The following is a 1,141-nucleotide window of genomic DNA, read 5'->3' as shown; positions in this document are numbered from 1 at the left end:
TCCCCGCCGCCGCTCGGGGTCAGGTGCCGAGGGTGGGGTAGAGCGGGTGCTTGGCGGTGAGGGCCTTGACCCGTGCCTTGAGGGCCTCGGTGTCGTAGGAGGGCTTGAGGGTCTCGGCGATGATGTCGGCGACCTCGGTGAAGTCGGCGGCGGTGAAGCCGCGGGTGGCGAGGGCGGGGGTGCCGATGCGCAGGCCGGAGGTGACCATGGGGGGCCGGGGGTCGTTGGGGACGGCGTTGCGGTTGACGGTGATGCCGACCTCGTGGAGGCGGTCCTCGGCCTGCTGCCCGTCCAGGTCGGACTCGCGCAGGTCGACCAGGATGAGGTGGACGTCGGTGCCGCCGGACAGCACGTTGACGCCGGCTTGGCGGGCGTCGGGCGCGGTGAGGCGCTCGGCGAGGATCTTCGCGCCCTCGACGGTGCGGCGCTGGCGGTCCTTGAACTCCTCGCCGGCGGCGACCTTGAAGGAGACGGCCTTGGCGGCGATGACGTGTTCCAGGGGGCCGCCCTGGAAGCCGGGGAAGACCGAGGAGTTCAGCTTCTTCGCGAAGGCCTGCTTGGCGAGGATGATCCCGCCGCGGGGGCCGCCGAGGGTCTTGTGGGTGGTGGAGGTGACCACGTCCGCGTGCTCGACGGGGTTGGGGTGCAGGCCCGCGGCGACGAGACCGGCGAAGTGCGCCATGTCCACCCACAGGTACGCCTCGACCTCGTCGGCGATCCGGCGGAAGGCGGCGAAGTCCAGCCGGCGGGGGTACGCCGACCAGCCGGCGATGATCACCTTGGGGCGGTGCTCCTTGGCGAGGCGTTCGACCTCGTCCATGTCGACCAGGCCGGTGGCGGTGTCGACGTGGTAGGCGACCACGTTGAACTGCTTGCCGGAGAAGTTCAGGCGCATGCCGTGGGTGAGGTGGCCGCCGTGGGCGAGGTCCAGGCCGAGGATGGTGTCGCCGGGCTGGGCCAGGGCGAAGAGGGCGGCCTGGTTGGCGGAGGCGCCGGAGTGGGGCTGGACGTTGGCGTACTCGGCGCCGAAGAGGGCCTTGACGCGGTCGATGGCGATCTGTTCGGTGACGTCGACGTGTTCGCAGCCGCCGTAGTAGCGGCGGCCGGGGTAGCCCTCGGCGTACTTGTTGGTGAGGACGGA

General features: G+C 71.3%; 1 protein-coding gene. It reads right to left on the bottom strand.

Translation table 11 applies throughout. The annotated features are described in order from the left end of the window. Positions 1–19 precede the first annotated feature (19 nt). Positions 20–1,141, bottom strand: a 1,122-nt coding sequence (glyA, locus tag ACZ4Z3_RS40160; protein ID WP_468505695.1) for a serine hydroxymethyltransferase, incomplete at its 5' end; no start/stop codon positions are given.

The organism is Streptomyces sp. NPDC030296, from assembly GCF_055572815.1.
This window is presented reverse-complemented; position numbering and strand designations above follow the sequence as displayed.